The sequence below is a fragment of the Saccharothrix sp. DSM 118769 genome, from assembly GCF_052936295.1.
Window position 1 is genome coordinate 7,715,222 of the sequence record NZ_CP193627.1, and the last position, 24,212, is coordinate 7,739,433.

Below are 24,212 nucleotides of genomic sequence, written 5' to 3' on the forward strand. Positions count from 1 at the left end.
AGGCGTCGACCGGTTGTCCTGCTTCGTCCCACCATCGAGTGATCCGTGGGGTAGAAATCCCCTGTGAAGCGGTGGGTGGTGGCGGTGGCGCTGGTGGGTGTCGGTCTGACCGGGTGCGGTTCCCCGGTGGCGGGCAGGGCGGTGCCGGTGGCCGAGCCCTCGACCACCGCCCCGACCCCCGGGCCCGAGCTGGTCCGGTGGATGAACAACTACTGCGGTGTGGCGAACTACATGATCGCCTCGGGCGGCGTGCAGTTCCCGCAGCCGGAGGGCGACCCGGCGCAGCTGAAGAAGGGCCTGGCCGACTCCCTGGGCCGGGTGGTGGACGTGCTGGAGGTCGCGCTGCACGACCTGGACGAGCTGACGCCCGCCCCGCAGCCCGCCGCCGACACCGCCGTCGAGGTCATCAGCGAGCCGCTGGGCCGGGCGCGGGACAAGTTCGTGTCCGCGAAGTCGACCGTGGACGGCGCGCCCGAACTGACCGCCGACGTGTTCTCCTCCGTCATGCAGGACCTGACGGAGGCGGTGGCCGTGATGAACGAGGGCATGGAGAAGCTGGACGTCGTCTCGCTGCCCGACGAGTTCGTGGACGCGGGCGAGCAGGCGGAGAACTGCTCCCGGTAGCGCAGCGCACGGGACCGGGCACGCCCCGTGCCCGCCGGTCGGCGGGCCCCTCCCCGGTACGGGTGACCTGCGACGACGCCTTTCCGCATTGGTGCGGTCCGCCCCCCTGGTGACCCCGTGAATCTGGGGGCGGCACCCCCATGTGCGATGGCTTCGTGCATGACAACTTGGTCCGCGTGTTCTCCTCCGCCGTGGACCGGCCCGCCGCCTGGTGGCTCAGCGGCGTCCGCGAGAGCACCCAGGAACTGGTCGTCCCCCGTGGACGGCCCTCATGGGCCGCGTTCGTGGAACGCGCCACCGCGACCGCGGCCCGTGCAGACTTCCCCGGCGGCGGCTGGGACGAGGCGTTCGCGTTCGCGCTGCGCCCGCTGGTGCGCGAGGCGGTCCGCCGCGACCCGCGGCTCGACGACGCCTTCGCCCGCGACCTGGGCGCGCGGCTCGCCCGGGTCGCCGCCCGCGCGCTGGTGCTGGAGCTGAACCTCGAACGGCTCGCCGGGCGGCTGTCCGGCGACACCCCGCAGGCCCGGTTCGCCGACTTCGTGCGCAACGTCGACCTGCGCGCCCTGTTCGCCAAGTACCCGGTGCTGGCCCGGCTGCTCGGCCAGGCGTGCCTGCACGCGGTGGAGGCGCACGTCGAGCTGCTCGACCGGTTCGCCCGGGACCGCCGCGACGTCGTCCGCACCCTGCTCGACGGCCGCGACCCCGGCCCCGTCGCGCACGTCGACACCGGTCGGGGCGACCTGCACGCGCGGGGCCGCTCGGTGGCCGTGCTGACGTTCGCCGACGGCCGCCGGGTCGTCTACAAGCCGCGGCCGGTCGCGCTGCACGTCGCGTTCGGCGACCTGCTCGCGTGGTTCGACGGGCACACCGACCTGGGGCTGCGGCTGCCCCGCGCGCTGCCCCGGCCCACGCACGGCTGGCTGAAGTTCGTCGAGCACGGGCCGTGCGCCGACGTGACCGGGGTCGGGCGGTTCTACCACCGGCTGGGCGCGCTGATCGCCCTGCTGTACGCCGTGGACGGCACCGACATGCACTACGAGAACCTGGTCGCGGCGGGCGACCAGCCGGTGCTGGTGGACGTCGAGACGCTGTTCCACCCGACCCCCGACGTGTCCGCGGACCCGGCGGTGCGGGCGCTGACCCGCTCGGTGCACCGCACGGCCGTGCTGCCCAGCGTGCTGCTCGGCGAGCACGGCGCGCTGGACGTCGGCGGCACGGGCGGCGACCGGGAGCGGTACGCGGCGGACGGCGTGGCCTGGCTGAACCCGGGCACCGACCGGATGCGCCTGGTCCGCAGGCCGGGTGCCGCGCCGACCGCGCACAACCGGCCCGTGGTGGACGGCGCCGACGCCGAGCCCGCCGACTACCGGGGCGCGCTGCTGGCCGGGTTCCGGGTCGGCTACGACGCGCTCGGCGACCACCGCGCGGAACTGCTCGGCGACGGGGGCCTGCTGGCCCGGTTCGCCGACCTGCCGGTGCGGTTCGTGCCGCGGATGACCCAGCTGTACGCGACGCTGCTGGACGAGTCGACCCACCCCGACGCGCTGCGCGGCGCCGACGCCCGCGACGAGGCGCTCGACCTGCTGTGGGACGACTCCGCCGACCTGGGCGTGCTGCGCGCCCTCGTGCCGCACGAGGTGTCGGACCTGTGGGCGGGCGACGTGCCGCTGTTCACGACCCGGCCGGGCAGCCGCGACGTGTGGACCTCGACCGGGCAGCGGCTGCCCGGCCTGCTGCCGGGGTCCGCCCTGGACGCCGCCGCGGCGAAGGTCGCGGCGCTGGACGAGGTGGACCGGCACGAGCAGCAGTGGCTGATCAGCGCCGCCCTGGCCAGTCGGCCGCTGCCCGTGGAGCACCGCACCGGGCCGGGCCTGCCCGCGCCGGTCGAGCCGGGCGTCCCCGACCCGCAGCGGCTGCTGGTGGCCGCGTGCGGCATCGCCGACCAGGTGCTGGCGCAGGCCGCCGCCGCCGAGGGCCGGGTCAACTGGGTGGGCCTGGAGCTGGTGGACGACCGGCACTGGGCGGTGTCCGCCATGGGCGCGGGACTGTCCAACGGCTACACCGGCGTCGCCCTGTTCCTGGCCCAGCTGGGCCGGCTGACCGGCGCGTCGCGCTACACCGAGTTCGCCCGCGACGCGCTCGTCCCGGTCCCCGGGCTGCTGTCCGCGTTCGCCGAGGACGCCGAGCTGGCCGTCGCCGTCGGCAGCGGCGGGATGCACGGCCTGGGCGGCGTCTGCTACGCCCTGGCGCGGCTCGCGAACCTCCTCGACGACCCGGCCATCACCGACTGGGTGCGCACCGCGCTGGTCGCGGCGGCGACCGCCGAGCGCATCGGCGAGGACCCGGCGAACCTGGTCGAGGGCTGGGCGGGCGGGTTGGCCGCGATGCTGTCCGTGCGGGCGGAGAGCGGTCTCGCGGAGGCGGTGCCGCTGGCCCGCGCCTACGCCGACCGGCTGCTCGCCGCGGCGCCCGGCGGCGACGGCTTCGCCCGCGGCCGGGCCGGGGTCGGCTGGGCGCTGCTGCGGTACGCGCGGGCCACCGGCGACCAGCGCTGCGGCGTGGCCGGGCGGGCGAGCCTGCGCGCCGACCACGCGCTGCGCCAGCGGCTGTTCGACGTGACCGAGGCCGACCACAGCTGGTGCTCGGGCCTGTCCGGCGCGGTGCTCGCGCACGCCGCGCACCCCGGCCAGCCCGTCGACACGCACACCCTGCACCTCGACCGCTGCCTGAACGCCCTGGCGGTGCACGAGCCCCTGCGCGACCTGAGCCTGTGCCACGGCGAGCTGGGCGTGATCGAGTCGCTGACGGTGCTCGCCGAGCAGGGCCACGACCTGGCCGCGGCGATGCGGACCCGACGCGCCGGTCTGGTCCTCGGCGCCCTGGAGCAGTATGGGCCGCGGTGCGGGACGCCGGGCGGTGTGCCGTCGGCCGGGCTGCTCACCGGTTTGTCCGGGATCGGCTACGGCCTGCTCCGCCTCGGTTTCCCCGAGCAGGTGCCGTCCGTGCTCCTGCTCGCCCCCTCGCAGAACACCCATCCCCACAAGGAGAACCACCCATGAGCAACGCCGACCACGCCGAGGGCACGGCCTGGAACGAGGACCAGGGCGACGAGCACCCCGCCGGCGAGATGGCGCTGTCCCGCCGGACCAGGGCGGGTGGGCGCGCCCGCGCCCTGGCCGGCCTGACGCTGGCCGTGGGCGCCTGCTCGGCGATCGCCGTGACCTCGGGCTCGTTCACCGTGAGCGCGCCCGGGATGCCCTGCTGACCGGCTAGGCCGCGCCGGCACGCCGGACTGCCCGCCCACACTGGGGGTGCGGGCAGTTTGGCGTGCGGTCGTTCGGCTTGACTAAGGTCGGGACATGCACACCCGCGCGCCGGTCGTCGTCGGCCGCGACGAAGAACTCCGCCTGCTCGAACGGGTGCTGGCCGACGCCGGCGCCCACCGCGGCCACGCCGTGTTCCTCGTCGGGGAGCCGGGCATCGGCAAGACCCGGCTGGCGCGCTACGCCGCCGGTGCCGCGTTCGACCGCGGGATGCGGGTGCTGCGCGGGCGCGGCAGCACGATCGGGCCGATCGTCCCGTTCCGGCCGCTGGCCGAGGCGCTGATGTCTCTGCTGCGCGCGGGCGACGGCCCGGACCTGCGCGAACTCGGCCCCTACCAGCCGGCGCTCGGCCGGCTGGTGCCCGAGTGGGGCGGGGAGGAGCAGCGGCCGGCGCACTCCGTGGTGGTGCTCGCCGAGGCCGTGCTGCGGCTGCTGGCCCTGGTCGGCCGGACCCGGCCGTGCCTGGTGGTGCTGGAGGACCTGCACGACGCGGACGCCGAGACGCTGGCCGTCGTGGACTACCTGGTGGACAACCTCGACCAGGTGCCCGCCGCGCTGGTGGTCACCACCCGCGCCGACCCCGGACCGACGCTCGACGTGGTCCGGCTGGCCGCGCAGCGGGAGGCCGGCGTGCTGCTGGAGCTGCGCCGGTTGACCGAACCGCAGGTGCGCCGGGTGGCGGCGCTGTGCCTGGAGGCCGAGGACCACGAGGTGCCCGCCGAGGTCGTCGAACGGCTGTGGGCGGACAGCGCGGGGAACCCGTTCGTGGTCGAGGAGATGCTGCACGGCCTGGTCGGCGGCGGGCTGCTGGTGCGCGGCCCGGCCGGCTGGCAGGTGCTGGGCGAGCTGCGCATCGGCGTGCCGTCCGCGCTGGTCCGCTCGATCGCGCACCGCACCGACCGGCTGGGGCCGCAGGGCCGCGAGCTGCTGTCCGCCGCCGCCGTGCTGGGGCACCGCTTCCCGCTGCCGGTGCTGCGGCGGGTGACCGGGCTGGACGACCGGCAGCTGCTGCCCCACCTGCACGCGGGCGTGGCCGCGCAGCTCGTGACGCCGGACGAGCCGGTGCCCGACTGGTACGCGTTCCGGCACCCGCTGACCGCCGAGGCGCTGCTCGCGCAGCTGCCGCCGCCGCAGCGGGCCGAGCTGTGCCGCCGCACCGCGGACGCCGTCGAGGAGCTGCACCCGGGCCTGCCCGGCGAGTGGTGCCCGCTCGTGGCGTCGCTGCGCCTGGACGCGGGGCAGACGGCGGAGGCGGGCGTGCTGCTGGCCGAGGCGGGCCGGCGGGCGCTGGCCGACGGGGCGGCCGGGTCGGCGGTGCGACTGCTGGACCACGCGCACCGGCTGCTCGCCAGCCAGGTGGACGTGGAGATCCGCGCCGACGTGCTCGACTCGCTGCTGCCCGCGCTCGGCGAGGCGGGCCAGTTCGAGCGGGCGTTCGCGCTGGTGGACGCCCTGAACGAGCTGAGCGCCGCCGGGCTGGGCCGGGTGCGGCGGGCCGAGCTGCACACCAAGCTCGCGCAGGTCGCCAACACCGCGGGCCGGTGGACCGACAGCAGCACGCACGTGGCCGCCGCGCGGGCGCTGCTGGGGTCGGACGCCGACGACGAGCACACCGCGCTGCTCGACGCCGTGGAGGCCCTCCTGGTGCTGTACCTGGACGTGCCGGACCGGATGGCGTCGGCCGAGTTCCTGGCCCGCCGCGCCGCCGACGCGGCCAAGCGCGTGCCGCTGCCCGCGGTGGGCTGCGAGACGTGGCAGCTGCTGGGCGTGCTGGCGCGGGAGCGGGACCTGGGCGAGGCCGCCGAGTGCTTCCGCCGCGCGCAACAGCTGGCCGAGGAGCACGGGCTGACCATCCAGCGGGTGCACGCGCTGATCCGGCAGGCCGGGCTGGAGTGGCTGGCGGACGGGTCGTCGGCCGGGCTGGTCGGGGCGCGCGAGGAGTCGCTGCGGGTCGGCGCGATCAGCGCGGCGTACAACGTGGACGCGATCCTCGGGCTGGACACCGTGCTGCGCGGGCGGTACGAGGAGGCGTCCGACCGGCTGGGGAGGACCGCCGCGGACACCCGGCGGCTCCGGCTCGACCACCTGACGCTGTACGTGCTGATGGCGCAGGCGACCGCGGCGGCGCACCGGGGCAGGCGGGCCGAGATGGACGCCGCGATCGAGGCGTTCGACCGGCTGGGCGGGATCGGCTCGCAGGAGCGCCCGCTGTGCTTCGGGCTGGCGCGGGCGCTGTGCGCGCTGCTGGAGGAGGACCGCGCGACGGCCGGGCAGGACCTGGCGCGGGCGATCGCGCACGAGGCGGAGACGCCGACCGTGTACCACCTGTCGGGCCGGCACGGCGTGCGGCTGCTGCTGGACGCGCTGTCCGGTGAGCTGGACCTGGACGGGTACCGCGCGGTGACCCGGTCGGCCGCGGCCTCGATGCGGTGGAACCGGGTGTTCGCGCAGTTCGCGCTGGCCGTGCTGCTGGGCCGGGCGGGGCGCGAGGCGGAGGCGGCGCAGGCGGTGCGCGCGGCCCGGGAGGCGTCGTCGGTGTTCCCGCTGGCCCGGCACCTGGGCCTGCGCCTGGTCGCCGAGGGCGCGGTGGCCGACGGCTGGGGCGAGCCGGTGTCGTGGCTGCGGACGGCCGAGGAGTACTTCCACCAGGCGGGTCAGGCGGCGGTGGCCAGCGCCTGCCGGGGGCTGCTGCGGCAGGTGGGCGCCTCGGTGCCGCAGCGCCGCACCGGCACCGACCGGGTGCCGCCGGTGCTGCGCGCGGTGGGCGTGACGGTGCGCGAGTTCGAGGTGCTCGAACTGCTGGCGGGCCGGCTGGGCAACAAGGCCATCGCGACCAGGCTGCACATCTCGCCGCGCACGGTGGAGAAGCACGTGGCGAGCCTGATCACGAAGACCGCCCAGCCGGACCGCGAGTCGCTCAGCTCCTTCGCGGCGTCCCTGGGACCCGCCGACCGGCCCTGGTAGCCGCCCGCCCGCTGCGCTAGACCTGGGTCCCGTGAAGACTCCCCTGGCGGCAGCGCTCCTGCTCGGCACCCTCCTCACCGGCGGCACGGCCGCGGCCTCGCCGCCGGGCACGGCGCCCGGCACCACGCCCGGCCCGTGCGGCTACACGGCGACCCCGGACGAGCCGGCCGCGCGCCCGGTGCCCCTGCCGCCGGACCCGCGCCGCACCCCCGACCGCGGCCGGCCCGTCGTGCTGCTCGCGACGAACCAGGGCCCGGTGCCGCTGGTGCTCGACCCGGCGCAGGCCCCGTGCACCGTGCAGAGCTTCCTGCACCTGGTGCGGCACGACTTCTACGACCGCACGACGTGCCACCGGCTGACCGCCTACCCGACGCTGAAGGTGCTCCAGTGCGGCGACCCGTCCGGTACCGGCGAGGGCGGCCCGGGCTACCGCTACGAGGACGAGCTGCCCACCACGCTGCCGCCCGCGCCGAACGACCCGACCGGTGAGCGCCGCACCTACCCGCGCGGCGTGCTCGCGATGGCCAACGCGGGCCCGGACACCAACGGCAGCCAGTTCTTCCTGGTCACCGCCGACTCGGTGCTGCGGCCGAACTACACCGTCTTCGGCCGGGTCACCGAGGCGGGCCTGGCCACCCTGGACCGCGTCGCGGCCGGCGGCGTCGCGCCGAACCCGGACAGCGAGGTGGACGGCCGCCCGGCGCTGCGCACGGACGTCAAGCGCGCCGTGCGGCTGCTCTGACGGGGGGCCGCCGGCGGACCGGGGTCCGCCGGCGGTTCACGGCGCGGTGACGCGGATGTCGGCGTTCCAGTCGGAGAACCGGTGCTCGACGCGCTGGAACGTGGTGTCCTCCAGCGTCCTGAGCACCTGCTCGACCCGCACGGGCAGGTCGCCGGGACCGACCCACACGCTGGCGGTCGCGGTGAAGCCGGACTCGTCGGCGGCGAGGAGCTGCGCCCGGCGCGTGGCGTCGACCGTCCGGTCCGCCTGGAGCCGCAGGTCGACGAGCATCGTGTAGCGGCGCGCCGGGGCGCCGTCCAGGACCTCGTCGGCCCGCTCCACGACCAGCGCGCCGGTCAGCGACCGCAGCACCGCCGCCGGGTCGACCTCGTCGGGCAGGCGGGCGATGGTGGTGTCCGCCCGCACGGGGACGTGCTCGCCCGGGTCGTGCCTGGTCCACGCCCCGCCGGAGGTGCGGCTGTAGCCGGCGTCGGCCAGCACGACGACGTCGGTGGCGTCCTCGCGCAGCGACACCAGCCGTCCCTCGGGCGAGCGCAGCAGGTCGCCGGCGAGGCGGACCTCGCGGCCCGCCACGGCGCTCTCGGCGGCGAACCGCACGGAGCGCTGCTCGGCGGCGCGCGCGGCGACGCCGGAGACGAACGCCGCGCTGTCCTCGACGGCCGGGCCGAGGGTGGGCGCCGGCAGGCCCCGGGGTTCCGCGCACCCGGCGGCCAGGGCCAGCACGAGCACGGACACCGACGTGACCACGGACCTGCGCATGTGCCTCCAACCGGTGGTGATCCACCGCCATCTTCCACCACCGGGCCGGACCGGGGTCCGGAACCCCGGAAGTGCCTGCACTACCGTCGGGCACATGCCCCACGTGCTCTCCGTCAACGTCGGTTCCCGGGTCGAGTTCGCGCAGGCGGACCTCGGTCACACCGGGATCGTGAAGCGCCCCGTGCGCACGCCCGTCGAGGTCCGCGCGCCGGGCCCGGAGGGGGTCGGCGGCAGCGGCCTGGCCGGCGACCACATCTCCGACCTGCGCCACCACGGCGGCGACGACCGGGCGGTGTACGCCTACGCGCGCGAGGACCTCGACGGGTGGTCGGCGGAGCTGGGCCGCGACCTCGCGCCGGGCCTGTTCGGCGAGAACCTGACCACGGTCGGCCTGGACGTGTCCGGCGCGCTCCTCGGCGAGCGGTGGCGCGTCGGCGACCTGGTGCTGGCGGTGACGAGCCCGCGCGTGCCGTGCCGGACGTTCGCGGGCGTGCTGGAGGAGCGCGGGTGGGTGAAGGCGTTCACGCGGCGGGCCGCGCCGGGCGCCTACCTGCGGGTGGTCGAACCAGGGACGGTCACGGCGGGTGACGAGGTCGTGGTGGTGCACCGGCCCGACCACGGGGTGACGGTGCGGACCGCGTTCCGGGCGATCACGCTGCACCCGGAGCTGCTGCCGGACCTCCTGGCGGCCGGCGACGACCTGCCGGAGGAGCTGCGGCGCCGGGTCGGGCGGCGGTTGCCCGACCCGGCGTGAGCGACGGGGTCAGGCCAGGGCGGAGAGCTTCTCGAACTCCTGGTCGGTGAGCTCGACGTCGGCCGCGGCCACGTTCTCCTCCAGGTGCGCGATCGAGGACGTGCCGGGGATGGGCAGCACGACGGGCGACCGGCGCAGCAGCCACGCGAGGGCGAGCTGGGCGGGCGTGGCGCCGTGCTCCCGCGCGGCCGAGTCGAGCACGCCGCCGGGGCGGGCCAGGTCACCGGTGGCCACCGGGAACCACGGGATGAACGCGATGCCCTGCGCGGTGGCCTCCTCCAGCACGGCCTCGTGGCCGCGGGTGGTGAGGTTGTAGAGGTTCTGCACGCTCGCGATGGGCGCGACGGCCCGTGCGGCGGTCAGCTGGTCGACGTCCACCTCGGACAGCCCGATGTGCCGGATCTTGCCCTCCTCCTGGAGGGCGCGCAGCACGCCCACCTGGTCCTCCAGCGGCACCTCGTGGTCGAGGCGGTGCAGCTGGTAGAGGTCGATGCGCTCGACGCCGAGCCGCACCAGGCTGGTCTCGACGGCCTGCCGCAGGTAGGCGGGCCTGCCCAGCGGCACCCACTCCTCCGGGGACGGCCGCAGCAGGCCGCCCTTGGTGGCGATGACGAGGTCCTCCGGGTACGGGTGGAGCGCCTCGCGGATCAGCTCCTCGTTGACGTGCGGGCCGTAGGAGTCCGCGGTGTCGATGAACGTGACACCCAGGTCCACGACCCGGCGCAGCAGGGCGATCGCGCCGTCGCGGTCGGCGGGCGGGCCCCAGATCCCCTCTCCCGCTAAGCGCATGGCCCCGTACCCCAACCGGCCGACGGTCAGGTCCCCACCCAGCGTGACGGTCTTGGTCATCGACGTGCTCCCTCGGGTCGTGAAGATCGTTCCTCTGCCGCAACCCGAGGGGGCGTCCCGGTGTTCCCGGGACGCCCCGCGGGTTTCCTACCGCTTGGCCACCAGCGTGAGCACGTCGTACCTGGCGACCGACTCGCCCTTCTGGTTGACCACGTCGGCGTCCCAGCGCACCTCGCCGTAGTCCTGGTCCTCGCGGGGCGTGACCTGCTTCGCGGTCAGCGTCACGGTCAGCTCGTCGCCGGGGAACACGGGCGTGAGGAACCGCAGGTTCTCCAGGCCGTAGTTGGCCAGCACGGGTCCCGGCTCGGGCGAGACGAACAGGCCCGCCGCGAACGACACCACGAGGTAGCCGTGCGCGACCCGGCCGCCGAAGAACGGGTTCGCCGCCGCGGCCTCCTCGTCGGTGTGCGCGTAGAACGTGTCGCCGGTGAACTCGGCGAAGTGCTCGACGTCCTCCAGCGTCACGGTGCGCGGCCCGGCGACGACGGAGTCGCCGACCTTCAGCTCGCGCAGCGACTTGCGGAACGGGTGCACGTCGGACTCGGTGCGCGGCGCGCCCGCGACCCACCGGCCGGTGACGGCGCCGAGCACGCGGGGGCTGCCCTGCACGGCGGTGCGCTGCATGTGGTGCAGCACGCCGCGGATGCCGCCCATCTCCTCGCCGCCGCCCGCGCGGCCGGGGCCGCCGTGGACGAGCGCCGGGAGCGGCGAGCCGTGGCCGGTGGACTCCTTCGCGTCGTCGCGGTCGAGCACCAGGACGCGGCCGTGCCACGGGGCCACGCCCAGCACGACCTCGCGCGCGAAGTCGAGGTCGTGGGTGACGACGGAGCCGACGAGGCTGCCCGAGCCGCGCGCGGCCAGCTCCACGGCGTGCTCGACGCCGTCGTAGGCCATCAGCGTGGAGACGGGGCCGAACGCCTCGACCTCGTGCGGCTGGGCGTGGTCGGGGTCGGCCTTGAGCAGCACCGGCGACAGGAACGCGCCGCGCTCGGGGTCGGCGTCCACCACGTCCACCCGGTCGGGCGAGCCGAAGACGACCTCGCCGACCTCCAGCAGCGCCTTGAGCGAGCGCCGGACCTCCTCGCGCTGCTCCAGCCCGGCCAGCGCGCCCATCCGCACGGTCTCGTTGGCGGGGTTGCCGACGACGACCTTCGCCAGGCGGGCGCTCGCCGCCCCGGCGACGGCGTCCAGCAGGTTCGAGGGGACCAGGGCGCGCCGGATCGCGGTGCACTTCTGGCCGGCCTTGACCGTCATCTCGGTGACGAGCTGCTTGACGAACAGGTCGAACTCGGGCGTGCCCTCGACCGCGTCCGGGCCGAGGATCGAGCAGTTCAGCGAGTCGGCCTCGGCGTTGAAGCGCACGCCGTGGCGGATCACCGCGGGGTGGGTGCGCAGCAGCTGGGCGGTGGACGCGGAGCCGGTGAACCCGACCAGGTCCTGCGGGGTGAGGTGGTCGAGCAGGTCGCCCGCGCCGCCCGAGACGAGCTGGAGGGAGCCCTCCGGGAGCAGCCCGGAGGCGATCACCAGCTCGACCAGCTTCTCCGTGACGTACGCGGTCTGCGAGGCGGGCTTGACCAGCGACGGGACGCCCGCGAGGAACGCCGGGGCGAACTTCTCCAGCGGCCCCCAGACGGGGAAGTTGAAGGCGTTGACCTGCACCGCGACACCGCGCAGCGGGGTGGCGACGTGCTGGCCGACGAACGTGCCGCCGCGACTGAGGGGCTCCACCGCGCCGTCGACGTAGACCCTGTCGTTGGGCAGCTCGCGCTTGCCCTTGCTCGCGTAGCCGAACAGCACGCCGATGCCGCCGTCGACGTCGACCAGCGAGTCCGTCCTCGTGGCGCCGGTGCGGGCGGACAGGGCGTACAGCTCGTCGCGGTGCTCGCGCAGGTGCGAGGCCAGCGCCTTGAGCAGGGCGGCGCGCTGGTGGAACGTCAGCTCGCGCAGCGCGGGGCCGCCGACGCGCCTGCCGTGGTCCAGGGCCGCCGCCATGTCGATGCCGGCGGACGAGATGCGGGTGATCTCCTCGCCGGTCACGGCGTCGTGCAGCGGTGCGCCGTCGGCGTCCGGGGTGTGCCAGCGTCCGGACACGTAGCTGCGCAGCTTGGCCATGGGGTGTCGACCTCCTCGTCGGGCCGGTGGGTGTCCCGGCATGACCGACAGTAAAGCGCCCGCACTTTCATCGTGACTTGATTAAAGGTGATGCAGTAAGTTCCGACCTGGCCGCCGCCAAAGTGAAGGGAGTGTCGATGAGGACACGAGTGGTGGTGAGTGCGGTCGCGCTCGCCTTCAGCGCGCTCGCGGTACCGGCCTCGCAGGTGGGGGCCGCGCCGTCACCCGCCGCCGACCCCGGCGTGGGGACGATGGCGGTGACGTTCGCCGAGGAGTTCAACGGCGCCGCCGGCACGCGGGTCGACGGTTCCAAGTGGAACACCGAGACCGGCAACAACAACGGCAACAACCGCGAGAACCAGTGGTACACCAACTCCGCGAGCAACGCGGCGATGGACGGCGCGGGCAACCTGGTGATCACCGCCCGCAAGGAGAACCCGGGCAACTACCAGTGCTGGTACGGCCGCTGCGAGTACACCTCCGCGCGGATCAACACCGCGGGCAAGTTCACCACCACCTACGGCAAGGTGGAGGCGCGGATGAAGATGCCGCGCGGCAAGGGGATCTGGCCCGCGTTCTGGATGCTCGGCCAGGACATCAACTCCGGCAACCCGTGGCCCGGCAGCGGTGAGATCGACATCATGGAGTTCCTGGGCCACGACCTCGACACCGTGTACGGCACCATCCACGGCCCCGGCTACTCGGGCGCGGGCGGCATCGGCGCGCCGTTCAACGGCCCGAACTTCGCCGACGGCTTCCACACCTTCGCGGTCGAGTGGACGCCGCAGGGCATCGCGTGGTCCGTGGACGGCACCGTCTACCAGCGCCGCACGCCCGCCGACGTCGGCGGCAACCAGTGGGTGTTCAACAAGCCGTTCTTCATCATCCTGAACCTCGCGGTCGGCGGCGAGTGGCCGGGCTACCCGGACGCGAGCACCACGTTCCCGCAGCAGTTCCTGATCGACTACGTCCGCGTGTCGACGCTCGACGGCAACCCGCCCGCGGGCGGCAACCGGATCACCGGCATCGGCGGCAAGTGCGTGGACGTGGCCGGGGCGAACACCGCCAACGGCACCCCCGTGCAGCTCTACGACTGCAACGGCACCAACGCCCAGCAGTGGACCCGCCAGGGCGACACGATCCGCGCCCTGGGCAAGTGCCTCGACGCGGCGTCCGGCGGCACCGCCGACGGCACGCTCGTGCAGCTGTGGGACTGCAACGGCTCCGGCGCGCAGCGGTGGGCCGTCAGCGGCGCGAACGACATCGTGAACATCCAGGCGAACAAGTGCCTGGACGCGCAGAACAGCAGCTCCGCCAACGGGACCAGGTTGCAGATCTGGACCTGCACCGGGGCCGCCAACCAGAAGTGGAACGTTGCGGCATGATCAGCGGGTGCACCCACTGATCAGGGCCGAGGCGGCCAAGTCCGAACGCGACCGGCGACTCTCCCCGGCGGTCGTGACGGCGATGGTCGAGGCGGGCGCGACGCGGATGCTCGCGCCCGCCTCCCTCGGCGGGCGCGGGCTCGACCTGCCCACCTGGGTGGCCGAGCTGGAGGAGCTGGCCCGGGCCGACGGCTCGGCCGGCTGGACCGCCATGACGACCAGCGCCACCTCGTCGCTCGCCTGGTACCTCCCGCCCGAGACGGCCGAGGAGGTCTTCGGGCCCCCGGGATCGGTCGTCGCGGGCACCGCGGCACCGCTCGGCCGGGCCGTCGCCGTCGACGGCGGCCACCGCGTCACCGGCCGGTGGGGCTGGGGCAGCGCCGTGCCGCTGTGCGACTGGGTCGTGGGCGGCGTGGTGACCGAGGCCGGACCGCGCCTGGCGGTCTTCCCGGCCGCCGACGTCACCGTGCACGACACCTGGCACGCCGCGGGCCTGCGGGCCACCTCCTCCCACGAGTGGGAGGTCGCCGACGCCTTCGTGCCCGCCCGCCGGCAGGTCTGGCCCGCCGCGTCGTCCGTGGACGCGCCGCTCGCGCGGTTCCCGTTCCTCGCCTTCCTGGCCGTGGGCGTCGCGACCGTGGCCCTCGGCATCGCCGCGCGGGCCGTCGAGGAGGTCGAGGCGCTGGCCCGCGTCAAGACCCGGCAGTACGCCACCTCCGTGCTGGCCACCGAGACCGGCGCGCAGCTCGACCTGGCCACCGCCGAGGCGCGGCTGTCCGCGGCGCGGGCGTTCCTGCGGGCCGAGGTCGACGCCCGGTGGGCCGACGCGGTGGCGGGCGTGCCGGCGGGCACCGGGAACCGCGCCCGGCTGCGCCTGGCGTGCTCGCACGCGGCGGCGGAGGCCACCGAGGTGACCCGGCTCGCGTTCGGCGCGGGCGGCGGCAGCTCCGTGTTCGAGGACTCGCCCCTCCAGCGCTGCCTGCGCGACGCCCACGTGGCCGCGCAGCACGCGATGGTGTCGCGGCGGCACTTCGAGACCTACGCCAAGGTCCGGCTGGACGTGCCGGTGGACACCACCCGCCTCTGAGCCCCCCGCGGAATTCGCCCGGCGGCGGGGCCGTTGCACGGGGTGTGAAGCTCTCGGTGCTGGACCGCTCGCGGGTGCGCGCCGGGCACACCCACGCCGAGGCCCTGCGCGACACGGTCGCGTTCGCCCGGCAGGTCGAGGAGCTGGGCTACCACCGGTTCTGGGTGTCCGAGCACCACGGCGTGCCGGGCGTGGCCGGGTCGGCGCCCACCGTGCTGGCCGCCGCGGTCGCCGCCGCCACCTCCCGCATCCGGGTGGGCACGGGCGGCGTGATGCTGCCCAACCACCAGCCGCTGGTGGTGGCCGAGCAGTTCGGCGTGCTCGAATCGCTGTTCCCGGGGCGCATCGACATGGGGCTGGGGCGTTCGGTGGGGTTCATCGACGCCGTCCGCAAGGCCCTCGGGCACGACCGGGAGGACGCGGAGGAGTTCGGGCCGCGGCTCGCGGAGCTGCTCGGCTACTTCCTCGGCGACCGGGCGGTGCGCGGCTACCCGGCGCACGGCCTGCCCGCGTCGCCGTTCGTGCTGGCCACCGGTGCCGGCGCGCTCGTCGCGGCGGCCCAAGGCGTGCCGCTGGTGATCGGCGCGTTCCGGGGCGAGGAGGCCATGCTCCGGTCGATCGACGCCTACCGCGACGGCTTCACCCCGTCACCCTGGGCGGCCGAGCCGTACGTGGTCGTCTCCGCCACCGTCGCCGTGGCCGGGACCGCCGAGGAGGCGTGGCGGCTGCTGCTGCCGGAGGCGTGGGCGATGGCGTCGTCGCGCACCCGCGGCGAGTTCCCGCCCCTGGTCGCGCCGGACGACGTCCTGTCCACCCGGATGACCGCCCGTGAGCGCGCCTACTTCGAGCAGGCGCTCCGAGGCCACGTGCACGGCACCCCGCCCGAGGTCGCCGAGTCCCTGACCGCCCTGGTGGGGCGCACCGGGGCCGACGAGGTCCTGGTCACCACCAGCACCCACGACCGCGAAGCCCTCCTGACCTCCTACCGCCTCCTCGCCACCACCCTCCCCGAGAGTCCAACCTCCAGGCCCCGAGAGTCCAACGCCCAGGCCCTCTGAGTTCTTCATTCGGACCGACCGGCCGGTATGCCTGAATGAAGAACTCAGAGGGCCTGGAGGTTGGACTCTCGGGACCTGAGCGTTGGACTCTCGGGTCAGTCGCGTTGTTGTTCGGCCAGGAAGCGCTCGAACTCGGCTCCCAGCTCGTCCGCGCTGGGCAGCTCCTCGTCCTCGCCGATCAGCAGGTTCTCCGCCTTCTCGGACGCCTCGGCGAACGCGTCGTACTGCCGCTCCAACGCCTCCACGACCTGCGCCACCTCGGCCGACTCGGACACCTGGCGCGCGATCTCGGCGTCGGTGCGCCGCGCGGCCTCGTTCAGCTCGGCCGCCTGGACCACCAGGCCCGTCGCCTTCGTCACGGCCTGGAGCAGCCCGAGCGCGGCGGCCGGGTAGGCGCCCTGCGCGAGGTAGTGCGGCACGTAGGCGGCGAAGCCCATGGCGTCGAGCCCGGCCTGCCCGAGGCGCAGCTCCAGCAGCGCCGACAGGTTGCCCGGCACCTGCACCCGGTTGAACGGCGACTTCTCACCGACCAGGTCCGGCCTGGTGGCGTGCGAGATCACGGACAGCTTGCGGGTGTGCGGGACGCCCATCGGGATGCCGTGGAAGCCCACCGCCAGCCGCACGCCCCACCGCTCGACCAGCGACCGCACCGCGGCCACGACCGCCTCCCAGCGACGGTCCGGCTCCGGGCCGGTCATCAGCAGGAACGGCGTGCCGACCGCGTCGTGCAGCAGGTGCACGACCAGCTCGGGCGCGGCGTAGTCCTCCCACCGGTCGGTGGCGTAGGTCATCGTCGGCCGCCGCGCGCGGTAGTCGATCAGGTCGTCGACGTCGAACCGGGCGACGACCCGGTGCTCGTGCGCCTCGAGCAGGTGCTCCACGAGCGTCGAACCGGCCGACCCGGCGTCCATGAAACCGTCGAAGTGGTGCAGCAGCACCGCTCCGCTCAGGTCCGGGACGTCGGAGTCGACCTCGAACAGCTCCTCCGGGTCCTGCGCCACGTCGTGCCTCCCCTGATGTTCCACGTGCGGTCTTCTCCCGCTCAACGCCGGGGGGCCGCCGGGCATTCCCGGAAACGGTTGACCTCCAGTCCGCTCCAGGTCCTACGGTCCCCGTCATGGACATGGAGACCACCGCCTGGATGTCGCTCTACCACGTCGCGAACGCGCAGGACGAGAAGCGGCCGTTCTCGGCGGCCACGCTGCGGCGAATACGGGACTTCGCCCGACCGCACCGCGCCCGGCTGTTCCGCTACCTGGCGCTGAGCGTGGTGGGCGCGGTGCTGGCGGTGGTCACGCCGGTGCTCGCGGGCCGGGTGGTGAACGCGATCGTCAACGGCTCGGCGCCGGAGGTGGTGCTGGCGCTGGCGGGGGTCATCGCGGCCATCGCGGTCGCCGAGGCCGGGTTGGGCCTGGTGACGCGGTGGCTGTCGGCGAGCCTCGGCGAGGGCCTCATCCTCGACCTGCGGACCACGGTGTACGACCACGTGCAGCGGATGCCCGTCGCGTTCTTCACCCGCACCCGCACCGGCGCGCTGGTCAGCAGGCTCAACAACGACGTGATCGGCGCGCAGCGGGCGTTCAGCGACACCCTGTCGAGCGTGGCGGGCAACGTGGTGACGCTGGCGCTCACGCTGGTGGTGATGGTCAGCCTGTCCTGGCAGATCACGCTGCTCGCGCTGGTGCTGCTGCCGGTGTTCGTCGTCCCCGCGCGGCGGATGGGGTCGCGCCTGGCGCGGCTGGAGCGCGAGGCCGCCGACCACAACGCGATGATGAGCACGCAGATGACCGAGCGGTTCTCCGCGCCGGGCGCGACGCTGGTGAAGCTGTTCGGCCGGCCGGCGCGCGAGTCGGCCGAGTTCGCCGCGCGGGCGCGCCGGGTGCGCGACATCGGGGTGCGCTCGGCGATGGTGCAGACGGTGTTCCTGACCGCGTTGACGCTGGTGTCGGCGCTGGCGCTGGCCCTGGTGTACGGGCTGGGCGGGTTCTACGCGCTGCGCGGGCAGCTCGACCCCGGCGCGGTGGTGGCGCTGGCGCTGCTGCTGACCAGGCTGTACGCGCCGCTGACCGCGCTGGCCAGTGCCCGGGTCGAGGTGATGAGCGCGCTGGTGAGCTTCGAGCGGGTCTTCGAGGTGCTGGACCTGGAGCCGCTGGTCCGCGAGGCGCCCGACGCGCGGCCGGTGCCGGACGGGCCGGTGGCGGTCGAGTTCGACGACGTCCGGTTCGCCTACCCGGCGGCGGACAAGGTGTCGCTGGCCTCGCTGGAGGAGGTCGCGGTGCTCGACGGCCGCGGCGGCGAGGAGGTGCTGCACGGCGTGTCGTTCCGCGCCGAACCGGGTCAGGTGGTGGCGCTGGTGGGGTCGTCGGGTGCGGGCAAGTCCACGATCGCCTCGCTGCTGCCCCGGCTGTACGACGTGGACTCGGGCGCGGTGCGGCTGTCCGGGGTGGACGTCCGCGAGCTGACCCAGGCTTCGGTGCGCGACGCGCTGGGCGTGGTGACGCAGGACGGTCACCTGTTCCACGAGTCGATCCGGTCGAACCTGCTGTTCGCGCGGCCGGACGCGGAGGACGACGAGCTGTGGGACGTGCTGCGGCGGTCCCGGTTGGCGGACCTGGTGGCGTCGCTGCCCGACGGGCTGGACACGGTGGTCGGCGAACGCGGCTACCGGCTGTCCGGTGGCGAGCGGCAGCGGTTGACGATCGCCCGGCTGCTGCTGGCCAGGCCGCGCGTGGTGGTGCTGGACGAGGCGACCGCGCACCTGGACTCCACGTCGGAGGCCGCCGTGCAGGCCGCGCTGGGCGAGGCGCTGGAGGGGCGGACCGCGGTGGTGATCGCGCACCGGCTGTCGACGGTCCGGGCGGCCGACCTGATCCTGGTGGTCGAGTCGGGCCGGGTGGTGGAGCGCGGCACGCACGCCGAGCTGCTCGCCGCCGGCGGGCGCTACGAGGAGCTGTACCGGACGCAGTTCGCCGACGAGGGGACCGAACCGGCCGGGCGGCGGGAGGAGACCGGGCAGCGGGAGGAGACCGGGCAGCGGGAGGAGACCGGGCAGCGGGAGGAGGCCGCCACCAGCGCGAGCTAGGCGTGCCCGGCGGGTGGGCGGGGCGCGTCGTCGCCGGGAAAATCCGCTGCTCCGGACGGGGTGACAGGGCAGGATCGCGCCATGCGGACCATCGGGTTGATCGGCGGCATGAGCTGGGAGTCGTCGGCCGAGTACTACCGGCTGCTCAACGAGGAGACGCGGCGTCGGCTGGGCGGCCACCACTGCGCGCCGAGCCTGCTGCTGACGGTCGACTTCGCGGAGGTCGAGGAGCTCCAGCGGACCGGGCGGTGGGAGCGGTCGGGCGAGCTGCTGGCCGACGCGGCGCGGCGGCTGGAGGGCGCGGGCGCCGACCTGGTGCTGCTGTGCACGAACACCATGCACAAGGTGGCCGACGCGATCACGGACGCGATCGACGTGCCGTTCGTGCACATCGTGGACGCCACCGCGCGGCGCCTCGCGGGGTACCGGAAGGTCGGCCTGCTCGGCACCCGGTTCACCATGGAGCAGGACTTCTACCGCGACCGGATGCGCGGGCACGGCATCGAGGTGGTCGTGCCCGACGAGCCGGACCGCACGCTCGTGCACGACGTCATCTACGAGGAGCTGACGCGCAACCGGGTGGAGCCCGCCTCGCGCGCCGCGTACCGGGAGGTGATGGCGCGCCTGGTGGAGCGCGGCGCGGAGGCCGTGGTCCTCGGCTGCACGGAGATCACCCTGCTCGTGGACGCCTCGGACGCGACCGTGCCGCTGGTGGACTCGACCCGCCTGCACGTGGAGGCGGGCGTGGACCTGGCGCTCGCCTAGGGTCTCCCCGGTCGTCAGCGCGACGGTGTTCGTGCTCGCGCCGAAGCGCTGGTCACCGCAGCGCCGTTCCCGCACGGTTCCAGGGGTGTCGAGGTGGTGGCGCGGATCACTGCAATTGGCCTGGACGACTTCGGACGAGGTTCGCCGCGCGGTCCGGTCCGTCCCGGTACGGCAGAGTGGTGGCATGGAGCTGACCCCGCGCGCCCTGTTCTCCCTGGCGAGGACCACCGTGGAGACCGCTGTGTCCGTGCCCGGCCGCGTGCTCGACCTGCTGGGCGCGGCCGAGTCCGTGGTGCGCCGGGCCGACGACCTGGTCTCGCGCACCGAACGGGTGGTGGACGAGACGGAGTCGCTGATCGGGCGGGCGCGTGCGGTCACGGCCGCGGCCGAGGCCGTGACCACTGACGTGGGCCGCATCGCGCGCACGTCGCGGGAGCTGGTGGACGACTACGCGCCGCTCGCGCAGAAGGCGCACCCGCTGGCGCAGCGGTTCGTCGACGAGCTGTCGCCGCAGGAGGTGGACGCCGCCGTCGAGCTGGTGGACCGGCTGCCGGTGCTGACCCGGCACCTGATCGACGACGTGCTGCCCATCCTGTCCACGCTCGACCGCGTCGGCCCGGACATCCACCAGCTGCTGGAGGTGACCAACGACCTGCGCCAGGCGATCATCGGCATCCCCGGCTTCACCTGGATGCGCCGCCGCGGCGAGGAGAAGGACGAGGAGTAGCCCGGGGCACAATGCGCGGTGCGCCGTCGGGCGAATGCCGGGGTTTTTCCGGTCCGGACCGGACGGCCCCGCCGAACCCGGTCAGGTCGGCGCATTCCCGGCGCACTCCGGGGAGGAACCCACCAAAGTCGTGCGCGGCGCGAACGGGTAATGCCCAACGCATTGCCTGGTAACGTCACAGCAGGTCAGCGCATTGTCTTGTCACGTGTATGCGTGTTCCGAAAACCGGAGTTGTGATCCCGCTACAACTTTGTCATCACTCGAAAGAGTGAATGACATCAGGGTGGCGCGAAGAATATTTGACACGCCGTCCCGGCTGAATTTATCGTCAGCCGGGCGGAGCCCCAAGGTGGCGCTCCGCCCGGCGGAGGCGGCAGCATGGCGATCCCACCGAACGGCGGGTTGGTGCGGCAGCGGGCGTTCCCGAGGAGCGCGGACCCCCGGACGACCGAGGACCCCCGGACGGCCGGGCACCCCCGGACGACCGGGCACAGCGCGGCGCTGCGGCTCTGGTCCGCGGTCCCGACCGAACTGGCCGAGAAGATGGCGCCCCTGTCCGGCGTCATGGTGCGGGACGCGGTGCGCGAGATCCGCCGGGTGGTGCCCGCCTACGCGCAACCGCTGGAGGGCAAGTTCCGCGAGGTCCTCGTGGGCGCGGTTGAGATGGCGATCGTGAAGTGCTTCGACCGGATCACCGACCCCGACGCGGACGGGGGCGACTGGGAGGACGTGCTGCGCCGCAGCGGGCGCATCGAGTTCCTCGAAGGCCGCACCACGGACTCGTTGCAGACCGCGGTGCGGGTCGGCGCGCGCGTGGTGTGGCGGCACCTGAGCCGGCACGGCCGCGACCTGGGCGTGCCGACCGACACCCTGTTCGCCCTCGCCGACGCGGTCTTCGCGTGGGTCGACGAGCTGTGCCGGGTCGCCGTCGAGGGCTTCGCCGAGGCCCAGGCCAACGCCGGCGGCGCGCTGGAGCGCCGGCGGCGGCAGCTGCTCGAACTGGTGCTCGCCGACCGGCCCGCGTCGCCCCGGGCGGTGGCGGACCTCGCCGGCACGGCCGACTGGCCGCTGCCCGAGCGGGTCGCCGCGGTCGCCCTGGAGTACCGGGAGGACCAGCACCGCCTGCCGCCGGTATCGCTCGGCCGGGACGTGCTCGTGGACCTGGAGAGCCCTGCGCCGTGCCTGGTGGTCGCGAACCCGCGCGGCGGGCCGGAACTGGACCTGCGCGGCCGGCGCGGCGCCGTGGGGCCCACCGTCCCGCTCGCCGACGCGCGGCGGTCGCTCGCGGTCGCCCGGCGCGCCCTCGGGCTCGTGCGGCGGGGCGTGCTGCCCGCCGTGCCGCTCACCTCGTGCGACGAGCACCTGGCCACACTGGCGCTGCTGGCCGACGAGTTCCTGGTGGGCAGGCTCGGCGAACGGGCGCTCGCCGCGTTCGCCGGGCTGACCGTGAAGCAGCGGGAACGGCTGGAGACGACGCTGCTGGCGTGGCTGGAGACGCGCGGCGGCATCGGCGAGATCGCCACCCGGCTCGACGTGCACCCGCAGACCGTCCGCTACCGGATGCACCAGCTGGAGGAGCTGCTGGGCGACCGGCTCGCCGACCCCGACGAGCGGCTCGCGCTGGAGATCGCGCTGCGCACCCGCCGGCTGCTGGACCGCGACCGCGACGCGCCACCTCAGGCGACCCGCCCCCCGGCGGCCCGACCTCCGGCGGCGCACCCCCCGGCGGCGCGGACCTCGGCGGCGCGGACCTGATCTGCGCCGGACCGGGCGGGGTCAGGGGTTCAGCTCGTGCCCCGGCAGCCCCGTCGTGGTGTTGCGCTGCTTCATCTCGGCCTCGTACACGTGCCGCGCGCCGCCGAGCAGCCGCTCCCGCACCTCGCGCTCCCGGTCGCGGAACGCGCGGTAGTAGCCGTCGTCGTAGTCCTCGACCAGCTGGAACGTCCACCGGCCGTGCACCACGTTGCGGCCGACCAGCTCGGCGTCCAGCCGGTCGGCCAGGTCGTCGTGCCCCGCCTCGCGCAGCAGCCGCACGGCCTCCTGGGCCTGGATGTCGGCGGTGCCGGTGAGCTGGTGGAACGAGAACAGGTGCCCGCGCGCCCGTTCGGTGGTCTCCAGCGCCTCGGTCAGCCTGCCGACCGCCTCGACCGTCGTGTCGTCCACGCCCTCCGGCCGCCTGCCCTCGGCCGGCCGCAACCCGTTCCGCTCGTCCACCTCGCCCATGGCGTCCTGTTACCCGCCCCCGGCCGCGTCAACCCACCACGAACGGCTGACCGCGTCGCTACCGTCGGGGGTGTGACTCCCCCGCTGACCGGCGTCGCCGAGGCGCACCGGCGTCTCGTCCACGTCGTCGACGACCTGACCGACGCGCAGGTGGCCGGCCCGTCGCTCCTGCCGGGCTGGACGCGCGGCCACGTGCTGGCGCACCTCGCGGACGCCGCGCGGGCCCGTGCCCAGGTGGTCGAGCACGCGCTGCGCGGCGAGGTCGTGCCGATGTGGGGGCCGGGTGAGCGCGACGCGGTCATCGGGGCCACCGCGTCCCGTTCGGCGGCGGAGCACCGCGCCGCCACCGCCGAGCACGCGACCCGCTTGGAACGGGCCTGGGCCGCCGTCGACTGGCCCGACCCGTCCCTGGCCCCGGCGGTGTTCACCCGGTGGCGCGAGGTGTGGATCCACCTGGTCGACCTCGACCTGGGCGTACGCCCCGCCGAGTGGGGCGCGGAGTTCTCCTGCCACGTCGTCGACGTCCTGCGCGCCCGGCTGCCGGAGGGCTTCTCGCTGCACGCCACCGACACCGGCCGCACGTGGGGCGGGGGCACCCGCGTCGCCGCCGCGTCGCGCGACCTGGCCGCCTGGCTGGCCGGCCGTACCCCCGAGCGCCCACTCACCGCACCCCTCCCGCCCCTGGGCCCCTGGCCCACCTACTGACCCGCGAGTCCAACGCTCACGACCCGCGAGTCATGCGCTCACGACCCGAGAGTCCAACGCTCAGGACCCCTGAGTTCTGCGTTCACGGCTCACACCGTTAGGCACGAACGCCGGACACAGGGGTCGCGAGCGCATGACTCGCGGGTCGGGAAGGCATGACTCGCGGGTCAGGTGGTGGCGGCGGCTTCCAGGAGGGCCCGGGTCGAGCCCATGCCGTGGTGGTCGGTGTCGGCGGACATGGCGGCCACCTCGCGGAGCAGCGGGGTGATCGGCACGCCCGCGTCGTGGGCCGCCGTGACGATGGACTGGAGGGCCAGCACCTCGTCCCTCGTGTCCGCCCCCAGGTCGCGCAGCGACAGCAGGAGCAACGACGAGCGCACGCCCTCGGTCGTCGCCGGGAACACCCGGTTCACCGCCCAGCGGAACGACGTGCACCGGGCGAACAGCGCCCGCAGGGCCGGGCGGGACGCCGGGTCGGCCGCGTAGCGGTCCAGCACCTCGGCGAGCAACGCCTCCGCCTCCGCCCGCACGCCCGCCTCGTCCAGCGGGGCGGGCGCGGCGCTCATCTTCTCCACCCAGTCCGGGTCGTTGACGTCCACCGGGCGCTTCGCGATGGGTTCGAGCACGGCGTCCAGCTCCGCCACGCCCGCTTCGACTGCACTGAGGTCCGCGGTCACGGCACGCACGCTATCGGGCACGGGTCCGAGGTCCCCCGGTATTCGGGACTTTGGTCCCTGCGGAACGGCCCGCGCCGTGCCGAAACATGGGTACAGGCGGCGAAAGGGTGTCGATCCGAATGCTTCTCGTGAGTTCGCGCAGTGCGGTGGACGTGACCCGGTACCTCGACGCGGTCGTCGCGAACCTGAAGTTGGCGGGTGTCGCCGTGGCACGGGTGGAGGTGGACCTCGACCCGGCGGCGCCCTTCGAGGCACGCCTGGTGACCGAGCGGGGCAACGTGCTGCGCTGGCACCAGGACCGCGGGTGGGTCGGGCGGCAGGAGGGGGACGCCGCCCGACCCCCGAGCGGCTACAGCGCGATCTAGGGACGTGGGCC

21 protein-coding genes are annotated in these 24,212 nt (G+C 74.7%); 15 read left to right on the plus strand and 6 right to left on the minus strand.

Features of this window, described 5'->3' with window-relative positions:
- Positions 1 to 63 precede the first annotated feature (63 nt).
- The 5 genes from ACRAKJ_RS32320 (at position 64) to ACRAKJ_RS32340 (ending at position 7,653) form a co-directional block, all read left to right on the plus strand.
- On the plus strand, positions 64 to 624 hold the full coding sequence (locus ACRAKJ_RS32320) for a hypothetical protein (protein WP_438926233.1): 561 nt from the start codon (positions 64 to 66) through the stop codon (positions 622 to 624).
- Positions 625 to 779: 155 nt separating this feature from the next.
- Positions 780 to 3,683 (plus strand): type 2 lanthipeptide synthetase LanM family protein, encoded by a 2,904-nt coding sequence (locus ACRAKJ_RS32325; protein WP_438926234.1) that lies wholly within the window; start codon positions 780 to 782, stop codon positions 3,681 to 3,683.
- Positions 3,680 to 3,889 (plus strand): hypothetical protein, encoded by a 210-nt coding sequence (locus tag ACRAKJ_RS32330; protein ID WP_438926235.1) that lies wholly within the window; start codon positions 3,680 to 3,682, stop codon positions 3,887 to 3,889. Before ACRAKJ_RS32325 ends, ACRAKJ_RS32330 begins: the two co-directional genes overlap by 4 nt.
- 94 nt (positions 3,890 to 3,983) lie before the next feature.
- Entirely contained in the window at positions 3,984 to 6,911 is a 2,928-nt protein-coding gene (locus ACRAKJ_RS32335; RefSeq protein WP_438926236.1) for an AAA family ATPase, read from the plus strand.
- Between the two features lie 31 nt (positions 6,912 to 6,942).
- Positions 6,943 to 7,653: a peptidylprolyl isomerase gene (locus ACRAKJ_RS32340; protein ID WP_447008774.1), complete on the plus strand. Its 711-nt coding sequence runs from the start codon at positions 6,943 to 6,945 to the stop codon at positions 7,651 to 7,653.
- A 36-nt stretch (positions 7,654 to 7,689) separates the two neighbouring features.
- Here ACRAKJ_RS32340 and ACRAKJ_RS32345 read toward each other — a convergent pair whose 3' ends face one another.
- A complete protein-coding gene (locus ACRAKJ_RS32345) occupies positions 7,690 to 8,412 on the minus strand; it encodes a hypothetical protein (RefSeq protein WP_438924147.1) in 723 nt (240 codons plus the stop codon).
- 94 nt (positions 8,413 to 8,506) lie between these two features.
- On the opposite strand from ACRAKJ_RS32345, the gene ACRAKJ_RS32350 reads away from it, so the two are divergent.
- The gene (locus tag ACRAKJ_RS32350) at positions 8,507 to 9,166 is read left to right on the plus strand and encodes an MOSC domain-containing protein (protein WP_438924146.1); all 660 of its coding nucleotides are present in this window, start codon (positions 8,507 to 8,509) and stop codon (positions 9,164 to 9,166) included.
- A gap of 9 nt (positions 9,167 to 9,175) precedes the next feature.
- Here ACRAKJ_RS32350 and ACRAKJ_RS32355 read toward each other — a convergent pair whose 3' ends face one another.
- Positions 9,176 to 10,015 carry an oxidoreductase gene (locus tag ACRAKJ_RS32355; protein ID WP_438924145.1) on the minus strand — a complete coding sequence of 280 codons (840 nt, stop codon included), beginning with the start codon at positions 10,013 to 10,015 and terminating at the stop codon, positions 9,176 to 9,178.
- 87 nt (positions 10,016 to 10,102) lie between these two features.
- Positions 10,103 to 12,127: a phenylacetic acid degradation bifunctional protein PaaZ gene (gene paaZ, locus ACRAKJ_RS32360; RefSeq protein WP_438924144.1), complete on the minus strand. Its 2,025-nt coding sequence runs from the start codon at positions 12,125 to 12,127 to the stop codon at positions 10,103 to 10,105.
- A 137-nt stretch (positions 12,128 to 12,264) separates the two neighbouring features.
- Between paaZ and ACRAKJ_RS32365 the strand changes: the two genes are divergently transcribed.
- Genes ACRAKJ_RS32365 through ACRAKJ_RS32375 form a run of 3 tightly spaced genes read left to right on the plus strand, consistent with a single transcriptional unit; the run spans position 12,265 to position 15,657 of the window.
- Positions 12,265 to 13,512, plus strand: coding sequence for a family 16 glycosylhydrolase (locus tag ACRAKJ_RS32365; protein WP_438924143.1), 1,248 nt, complete (start codon positions 12,265 to 12,267; stop codon positions 13,510 to 13,512).
- Positions 13,513 to 13,519: 7 nt separating this feature from the next.
- Positions 13,520 to 14,599: an acyl-CoA dehydrogenase family protein gene (locus tag ACRAKJ_RS32370; RefSeq protein WP_438924142.1), complete on the plus strand. Its 1,080-nt coding sequence runs from the start codon at positions 13,520 to 13,522 to the stop codon at positions 14,597 to 14,599.
- 44 nt (positions 14,600 to 14,643) lie between these two features.
- Entirely contained in the window at positions 14,644 to 15,657 is a 1,014-nt protein-coding gene (locus tag ACRAKJ_RS32375; protein WP_438924141.1) for an MsnO8 family LLM class oxidoreductase, read from the plus strand.
- Between the two features lie 95 nt (positions 15,658 to 15,752).
- Here ACRAKJ_RS32375 and ACRAKJ_RS32380 read toward each other — a convergent pair whose 3' ends face one another.
- The gene (locus tag ACRAKJ_RS32380; protein ID WP_438924150.1) at positions 15,753 to 16,658 is read right to left on the minus strand and encodes a proteasome assembly chaperone family protein; all 906 of its coding nucleotides are present in this window, start codon (positions 16,656 to 16,658) and stop codon (positions 15,753 to 15,755) included.
- 140 nt (positions 16,659 to 16,798) lie between these two features.
- On the opposite strand from ACRAKJ_RS32380, the gene ACRAKJ_RS32385 reads away from it, so the two are divergent.
- From ACRAKJ_RS32385 to ACRAKJ_RS32400, 4 genes are all read left to right on the plus strand, one after another.
- Positions 16,799 to 18,739, plus strand: coding sequence for an ABC transporter transmembrane domain-containing protein (locus tag ACRAKJ_RS32385; RefSeq protein WP_438924149.1), 1,941 nt, complete (start codon positions 16,799 to 16,801; stop codon positions 18,737 to 18,739).
- A gap of 81 nt (positions 18,740 to 18,820) precedes the next feature.
- Complete coding sequence (locus ACRAKJ_RS32390) at positions 18,821 to 19,504, plus strand: amino acid racemase (protein ID WP_438924140.1); 684 nt, start codon at positions 18,821 to 18,823, stop codon at positions 19,502 to 19,504.
- Between the two features lie 184 nt (positions 19,505 to 19,688).
- On the plus strand, positions 19,689 to 20,231 hold the full coding sequence (locus ACRAKJ_RS32395; RefSeq protein ID WP_438924139.1) for a hypothetical protein: 543 nt from the start codon (positions 19,689 to 19,691) through the stop codon (positions 20,229 to 20,231).
- Positions 20,232 to 20,609: 378 nt separating this feature from the next.
- Entirely contained in the window at positions 20,610 to 21,986 is a 1,377-nt protein-coding gene (locus ACRAKJ_RS32400) for a helix-turn-helix domain-containing protein (RefSeq protein ID WP_438924138.1), read from the plus strand.
- 21 nt (positions 21,987 to 22,007) lie between these two features.
- Here ACRAKJ_RS32400 and ACRAKJ_RS32405 read toward each other — a convergent pair whose 3' ends face one another.
- Entirely contained in the window at positions 22,008 to 22,454 is a 447-nt protein-coding gene (locus tag ACRAKJ_RS32405; RefSeq protein WP_438924137.1) for a hypothetical protein, read from the minus strand.
- Positions 22,455 to 22,526: 72 nt separating this feature from the next.
- Between ACRAKJ_RS32405 and ACRAKJ_RS32410 the strand changes: the two genes are divergently transcribed.
- Positions 22,527 to 23,159, plus strand: a complete 633-nt coding sequence (locus tag ACRAKJ_RS32410; protein WP_438924136.1) for a maleylpyruvate isomerase family mycothiol-dependent enzyme — start codon at positions 22,527 to 22,529, stop codon at positions 23,157 to 23,159.
- A gap of 167 nt (positions 23,160 to 23,326) precedes the next feature.
- Here ACRAKJ_RS32410 and ACRAKJ_RS32415 read toward each other — a convergent pair whose 3' ends face one another.
- Positions 23,327 to 23,836, minus strand: coding sequence for a hypothetical protein (locus ACRAKJ_RS32415; RefSeq protein ID WP_438924135.1), 510 nt, complete (start codon positions 23,834 to 23,836; stop codon positions 23,327 to 23,329).
- A 128-nt stretch (positions 23,837 to 23,964) separates the two neighbouring features.
- On the opposite strand from ACRAKJ_RS32415, the gene ACRAKJ_RS32420 reads away from it, so the two are divergent.
- The gene (locus ACRAKJ_RS32420) at positions 23,965 to 24,201 is read left to right on the plus strand and encodes a hypothetical protein (protein ID WP_438924134.1); all 237 of its coding nucleotides are present in this window, start codon (positions 23,965 to 23,967) and stop codon (positions 24,199 to 24,201) included.
- Positions 24,202 to 24,212: the final 11 nt, after the last annotated feature.